Here is a 6,828-nt window from a genome sequence, read left to right as displayed (position 1 = left end):
GGCCTCTCTTTGGGCCACGTTTCTCTGGCCACTCAGAGAAAGGTGGCTCGGCTGCCGCAGGCAGACGAAAGCTTTTGCTCTGATGCACAAGGGCAGGTAAAAGCGGCCTGCTCAGCAAGCCGACGAGAAGCGGACAATCAATGCCGCGCGAAAAACTCGCGGAACGCGGTTGCCGTGCGTTCGATGCCGTCATCGTCGACATCCAGATGCGTCACCAGGCGCAGCGTGGGCAGGTAGCCGATGCTGATGCGGATGCCGGCCGCACGCAAATGGACGTCCAGATCGCGCAGGCGTTCGGCCGGGACATCGATGAAGACCATGTTAGTATACTGGCCCAGCAGGTCGATGCCGGCGACCTCGCGCAGGCGGCCAGCCAGATATTCGGCGCGATGATGATCCTGCGCCAGCCGCGTCACATGACGATCCAGCGCGTGCATGCCCGCCGCGGCGAGCATGCCGGCCTGGCGCCAGCCGCCGCCGGTGACCTTGCGCCAGCGGCGCGCCTTGTCGATCAGCGCGTGCGAACCGACCAGCACCGAACCCACCGGCGCGCCGAGGCCTTTCGACAGGCAGATCGAGACGGTGTCGAAATGCCGCGCGATCTCGCGCGGCGGCACGCCGCATGCCACGGCGGCGTTGAACAGGCGCGCGCCGTCCAGGTGCAGGCCGAGGCCATGCGAGCGTGCCACGTCGTGCGCGGCAACCAGGTAATCCAGCGGCAACGTGCGGCCGTGCCAGGTGTTTTCCAGCGCCAGCAGACGGGTTCGCGCGAAGTGCGGATCGACCGGCTTGATCGCCGCCTCGATGCGCGCCAGCGGCAACGTGCCGTCGTCGGCGTGCACGATCGGCTGCGGCTGGATCGAGCCCAGCACCGCGGCGCCGCCGCCCTCGAACTTGTAGGTATGCGCGTCCATGCCGACCAGGTATTCGTCGCCGCGCTCGCAATGCGCCAGCAGGGCCAGCAGGTTGGATTGCGTGCCGCTGGGCACGAACAGGCCGGCGTCGAAACCGAGCTCATCGGCCAGCCGCCGCTGCAGCGCGTTGACGGTGGGATCTTCGCCGTAGACGTCGTCGCCGACCTCGGCGCCGAGCATCGCTTCGCGCATCGCGGCCGTCGGCCGCGTCACCGTATCGCTGCGCAGATCAACCCATTCCACGGCTCACCCCTGCTGTCGGCAAAGCCGACAGCTTGGCCCGATCCGGCATCGCCGGCAAGTTGATCCGACTATTGCAACAGCTGGTAATGCACCATCGCCCAGCCGGCCGAAGCGCTCAGCTGAATACAGGCGATCAACCAGAATCCGCAGGCATCCTTGTGCCAGAAAGGCTTGGACATGACTCCCCCCCGAGAGTTGGTGATGGCGGAAGCAAGCAGCTTCCGCCCTGCGATGACGCGCGGCGGGTGTCGCTTCGGCGTCCATTCGATAGTGGAGGCTTGCGGGTTGACGATGCTGAGAACGCGGTCACACTGCCGGGGGAAACAGCTGCGGCGATCAGACCCGTCGCCGGAAGTACAACCAGGCGACGAGCACCAGGATCACCGCCGGCAGCAGGTTGGCCAGCAGCGGCGGCATGCCGTAGACCGTACCGAAGTTCACCATCGCCTGCTGCAGGAAATACCAGCCCAGCGCGAGCAGGATGCCGATGAACATGCGCTTGCCGAGGCCACCCGAACGCAGCGACCCGAACGCGAACGGCATCGCGCACAACACCAGCACCAGCACGTTGAGCGGATACAGCGCACGTCCCCAGAACGCCACCGCGTAGCTGCCGGGACTCTGCCCGTTGCCTTCCAGGTAATCCATGTTGCGGCGCAGGTCGCGCATCGACAGGTACTGCGGCTGGATCACCGACTGCGCCAGCACCTGCGGATTCAGCGTGGACTTCCACGGCAACTCCGCCTCGGTGCCGGCATGCGTGCCGGCTTCGTCCAGCGTGGTGATGCGCACGTCGTGCAGCATCCACTGCCTGCCGTCGTGCTGGGCGGTCCTGGCCCAGGTGAAGCGATGCAGCTGGCCGTCCTTGCTGAAGTTGAAGATGCGCACGTCGCTGAGCTGCACGGTGGCCAGGCCGTCACGCTGCTTCAGCGAGGTGCCGCGCGCATTGATCACGTCATCGCCGTCGCGCGCCCACAGTCCGCTGCTGGTGGTCATGCCGAGGTTGCCGGACTTCATCCGCGCCTGCATCACCTGCGCCTGCTGGTCGCCCCACGGTGCCAGCGTCTCGCCCATGATCACCACGCCCACGATCAGCACCGCGACCACGCCCACCGCCGAACCGGCGATGCGCAACCGCGACATTCCGGCGGCGCGCAAGGCGGTGAGTTCGCCGGTGCCGGCCAGGCCGCCCAGGCCCAGCAGACCACCGATCAGCGCCGCATTGCCGAACATCTCGTAGGCACGGCGCGGGAATGTCACCAGCACGTAGGCAATCGCATTGCTCAGCGTATAGCCGTGCTTGCCCACGTTGCCGAGCTGGCGCAGCAGCTGGGTGACCGCGTCGAAACCGGTCAGCACCAGCCACACCATCAGCATCGAGCCGAGCACGCTCAGCGCGACCAGCCGGTCGACCCGCTTGATGTTGAACACGCTCATGCCGCCGCGCCCGAGGTCGGCGGCCGCAGCTTGCGCGGGGAATACTGTTTCCACAGCATCCAGCCGGCCATGCCCAGCACCAGCGCGTGCAGGGCCCACAGCGGCGCCTGGTTGTGCCAGTGGTCCTTGCCGATCTGGGCGCGGCCCAGCGCCAGCAAGGTGTAGTAGAGGTAGAACGTGACCACCGCCAGCAGCAGCCGGCCGTACCTCGGCTCACGCGGACTCTGCCGCGACAGCGGCAACGCCAGCAGCAGCAGCACCAGGGTCAGCGGCGGCGCGTTGGCGCGCCAGGCGAATTCGGCGCGATCGTCCGGATCATCGGACTGGAACAGCGCCCAGCTGCTCTTGGAATGCGCGGGATCGTCATCCTCGTCGGCCCGCACCGCGGACAGCGAGGTGTCGTTGCGCTGGTACTGCATCTGCCGCCAGTTGTTGGCGCCCAGCGGGATGTCGTATTGCCAGCCGTCCTTGAAGGCGATGAAGCGGCCGTCGCCGTTGCTCTCCTGGTACAGCTCGCCGCTGGTGGCGCTGACCAGTTTCAGATGCGCCGGGCCGTCCTTGCTGTCGCTCTGGGTCGCCACGAAGGTACGGCCCAGCTTGCTGCCGTCGCGGCTGAGGGTGTCGACGAAGATGATGCCGCCCTTGCCGGGCAGTTCGGTGAAGCGTCCCGCATCGAGGCCGGCGGCAATCACCGAACGGTTCGCCGCGGCGACCATCGCGTCGCTGGTGCGCACGGCCCACGGTCCCACCCACAGTGAGACCACGGCGGTGATCGCGACCAGCACGGCGCCCAGGATCAGCACCGGCCGCAGCAGCCCGCGCGGCCCCATGCCCGACGACGACAGCACGTGCATCTCGCTTTCGCGATACATCCGCCCGAGACCGAGCAGGATGCCGATGAAGCTGGCCAGCGGCATCATGTTGGTGAGGCCGTCGAGCGTGCGCAGGCCCAGCACCTGGAACATCACGCTGGCGGGGAAGCTGCCGTTGGCGACCTGCTGCAGCACGCGGGCGAACGCACTGCCGGCCACGATCACCAGCAGCACCACCACGGTGGCGGCCACGGTCTGCGCCAGCTCGCGCAGGAAATAGCGGTCGAGGATGCTCAGCATGCGATAAACTTGTCCGCTTGAACCGGCCCGGCAGCAGCGCCGGCAAACCGCAAGTCTAGCCTGTCCGGCCATTGCCGGGCTCATGCAGGAACCCTCCGATGACACTTCAGTTCAGCCTCGCCAGCATCGCCCCCGCCACCGTCGACAGTGCCTGCGTGATGGTCGGCGTGTACGAACAGGGCGTGCTGACCAGCGCGGCTGCCCAGCTGGACGACGCCAGCGGCGGCGCCATCAGGCGCCAGATCGAAAGCGGCGACATCAGCGGCAAGGCCGGCTCGACCACGATGTTGTTCGCGCCGGCCGGCATCGCCGCACGGCGCGTGCTGGTGGTCGGCCTGGGTGCGCAGAAGTCGTTCGACGCGGCGCGCTACCAGAAGGTGAACATCGAGGCTGCGCGCGCACTGGGTCGGCTGCCGGTGGCCGATGCCGTCTCCTGCCTCAGCGGTGTCGACGTGCCCGGCCGCGACAGCGCGTGGCGCGTGCGCATCGCGGCGCTGGCCAGCGACTACGCGGCCTATCGCTACACCGCCACCTTCAAGCCCCGCGACCGGAGCAAGCAGGTCGAACTGGCCCGGCTGACCTTCGCCGGCGGCGACGAAGCGGCCAGCGGACTGGCGCAGGCCGTGGCGATCGCCGAGGGCGTGCGCTTCGCCCGCGAGCTGGCCAACCTGCCGCCGAACATCTGCAACCCGGCCCACATCGCGGCGCAGGCGCAGGCCTTCGCCGACGGCCACGACAAGGTCAGCTGCACCGTGCTCGACGAAGTGGCGATGGAGAAGCTGGGCTTCGGCTCGCTGCTCGCCGTGGGCCGCGGCTCGGTCAACAAGCCGCGCCTGATCGCGCTGGAATACAAGGGCGGCAACGACGGCGACAAGCCGTATGCCTTCGTCGGCAAGGGCGTCACCTTCGACTCCGGCGGCATCAGCCTGAAGCCCGGCGCCGGCATGGAAGAGATGAAGTTCGACATGGGCGGCGCCGCCGGCGTGCTGGGCGCGTTCGTGGCCGCGGTGAAGATGGGCCTGAAGCTCAACCTGGTCTGCGTGGTGCCGGCCGTGGAGAACATGCCCGACGGCGACAGCTACCGCCCCAGCGACGTGCTGACCAGCCTGTCCGGGCTCACCATCGAAGTGCTCAACACCGACGCCGAAGGCCGGCTGATCCTGTGCGACGCGCTGACGTACACCGCGCAGACGTACCAGCCGCAGGCGCTGATCGATGCAGCCACGCTCACCGGCGCCTGCGTGATCGCGCTGGGCAAGCACGCCAGCGGCCTGATGAGCAAACACGACGACCTCGCCGCCGAACTGCTCGCCGCCGGCGAGGAGACGCTCGACCGCGCCTGGCGCCTGCCGCTGTGGGACGACTACCAGGCCCAGCTCGACTCCGGCTTCGCCGACGTCGCCAACATCGGCGGCAAGAGCGCCGGTGCGATCACCGCCGCCTGCTTCCTGTCGCGCTTCACCGACGGCCAGCGCTGGGCCCACCTGGACATTGCCGGCACCGCCTGGGACGAAGGCCGCAAGGGCCTGGCCACCGGCCGCCCGGTGGCGCTGCTGGCGCAGTGGCTGCTGGACAGGGAATAGGGAATCGAGAATAGGGAATCGGAAAAGCCAGGAACGCAGCGCGGCTTTTGCCTTTACTATTCCCGACTCCCCATTCCCGATTCCCGGCTTCCATGCGTGCCGACTTCTACCTGATCGACAAGCCGCGCTTCCGCGAACAGCCGCTGTTGCTGGCCTGCGAGCTGGCGAAGAAGGCGTTCGCGGCGCAGCAGCCCACGCTGATCCTCACCCGCGATTTCAGCGAGGCCGAGGAACTGGACGAGTTGCTGTGGGCATTCGACGACGACGCGATGATCCCGCACCAGCTGGCCGGCGATGACGACGACGAACACACCGCCGTGCTGATCGTGCCGCCGGGCGTGGACACGGCGGACCGCCCGCTGGTGATCAACCTGCGCGAGGCCTGCGCCCCCGGCAACTACCAGCGCGTGCTGGAAGTGGTGGCCGCCGACCCGGACGCGCGCGAGGGTTCGCGGGCGCGCTGGCGCGAATACCAGCGCCTCGGCTTCGAGGTGCGCAAGCACGACATGTAGTTCAGGCGGGCAATTCCTCGCTGGCCACGGTGCCCGGCACCACGCGCGCCAACGCCGTGATCAGCTGCTCGCCGCTGACCGGCTTGCGCAGGAACCCGTCCATGCCCGACTCGCGCGCCTTCGCCTCGTCGCCGTTGCCCGAACGGGCGGTGACCGCCAGCAGCGGCAGGTGCTGGCCCGCGTGCTCGCGCTGGCGGATCAGCCGGGCGATCTGGAAACCGTCCACGCCCGGCAGGTCCAGATCCAGCAACGCGGCGTCGAACGGCGCATGGGCCAGTTCGCCCAGCGCCGCCAGGCCGTTGCCGACGTGCTTGACCTTGTGGCCTTCGCGTTCCAGCAGGCCGCAGATCACCGTGGCCACGATCGGATCGTCCTCCACCAGCAGCAGGCGGTAGTGCCGGCCGCTGGCGAACTCGTCCACCGGCATCGCCACCGCCGGCTCGGCCAGCGGCATGTGCACATGGAAGGTGCTGCCGTGACCGAGCTGCGACTCCAGTTCGATCGAGCCGCCCATCATGTCGACCAGTTCGCGGCAGATCGCCAGGCCCAGCCCGCTGCCGACCCGGCGCTGCGGGCTGTCGGCCTGCTCGAAGCGCTGGAACAGCCGCGCCTGGCTGGCCTCGGAAATGCCCGGACCGGTGTCGCTGATGCTGCACAGCAGGCCGTCGGCGGATCGCCGCGCGCGCAGGATCACTTCGCCATGCTCGGTGAACTTCAGCGCATTGTTGGCCAGGTTCAGCAGCACCTGCTTGATGCGCAGCGCATCGCCCAGCCATTGCGCCGGCAGGTCGTCGGACATCTCCAGGACGAAGCGCAGGCCCTTCGCGTGGGCCAGGCCCTGCTCCAGCTGCGCCACTTCGGAAAGCAGCTGGCGCGGATCGAATGGCGAGGGTTCCAGTTCGAGCCGGCCGGCCTCGATGCGGGCCAGGTCCAGCGCATCGTTGAGCAGCTTCAGCAACATGCCGCCGGAGCGCTGCATGGCCTGGGTGTAGTCGTGCTGCAGCGGGTTGAGCGGCGTGCTCAGCAG

The 6,828-nt window shown here is 68.3% G+C and carries 6 protein-coding genes; 2 read left to right on the top strand and 4 right to left on the bottom strand.

Going from position 1 to position 6,828, the window contains the following annotated elements; all coding sequences use genetic code 11:
- Positions 1-137 precede the first annotated feature (137 nt).
- The 3 genes from ltaE to lptF all read right to left on the bottom strand — a co-directional run bounded on the left by ltaE (position 138) and on the right by lptF (position 3,706).
- A complete protein-coding gene (gene ltaE, locus ASD82_RS00180) occupies positions 138-1,157 on the bottom strand; it encodes a low-specificity L-threonine aldolase (protein ID WP_056713689.1) in 1,020 nt (339 codons plus the stop codon).
- 336 nt (positions 1,158-1,493) lie between these two features.
- Positions 1,494-2,594, bottom strand: a complete 1,101-nt coding sequence (lptG, locus tag ASD82_RS00175; protein ID WP_056713685.1) for an LPS export ABC transporter permease LptG — start codon at positions 2,592-2,594, stop codon at positions 1,494-1,496.
- Positions 2,591-3,706, bottom strand: a complete 1,116-nt coding sequence (lptF, locus tag ASD82_RS00170) for an LPS export ABC transporter permease LptF (RefSeq protein ID WP_056713682.1) — start codon at positions 3,704-3,706, stop codon at positions 2,591-2,593. Before lptF ends, lptG begins: the two co-directional genes overlap by 4 nt.
- 98 nt (positions 3,707-3,804) lie before the next feature.
- Between lptF and ASD82_RS00165 the strand changes: the two genes are divergently transcribed.
- Positions 3,805-5,289: a leucyl aminopeptidase gene (locus tag ASD82_RS00165; RefSeq protein WP_056713679.1), complete on the top strand. Its 1,485-nt coding sequence runs from the start codon at positions 3,805-3,807 to the stop codon at positions 5,287-5,289.
- A gap of 92 nt (positions 5,290-5,381) precedes the next feature.
- Complete coding sequence (locus tag ASD82_RS00160; RefSeq protein ID WP_056713677.1) at positions 5,382-5,801, top strand: DNA polymerase III subunit chi; 420 nt, start codon at positions 5,382-5,384, stop codon at positions 5,799-5,801.
- 1 nt (position 5,802) lies between these two features.
- Here the strand turns inward: ASD82_RS00160 and ASD82_RS00155 are convergent.
- Positions 5,803-6,828, bottom strand: a 1,026-nt coding sequence (locus tag ASD82_RS00155) for an ATP-binding protein (protein ID WP_157599139.1), incomplete at its 5' end; no start/stop codon positions are given.

Source organism: Rhodanobacter sp. Root179, assembly GCF_001428465.1.
Lineage (GTDB): Bacteria > Pseudomonadota > Gammaproteobacteria > Xanthomonadales > Rhodanobacteraceae > Rhodanobacter.
Note: the sequence above shows the minus strand (reverse complement) of the source record. Positions and strands in the feature narration are given on the sequence as shown.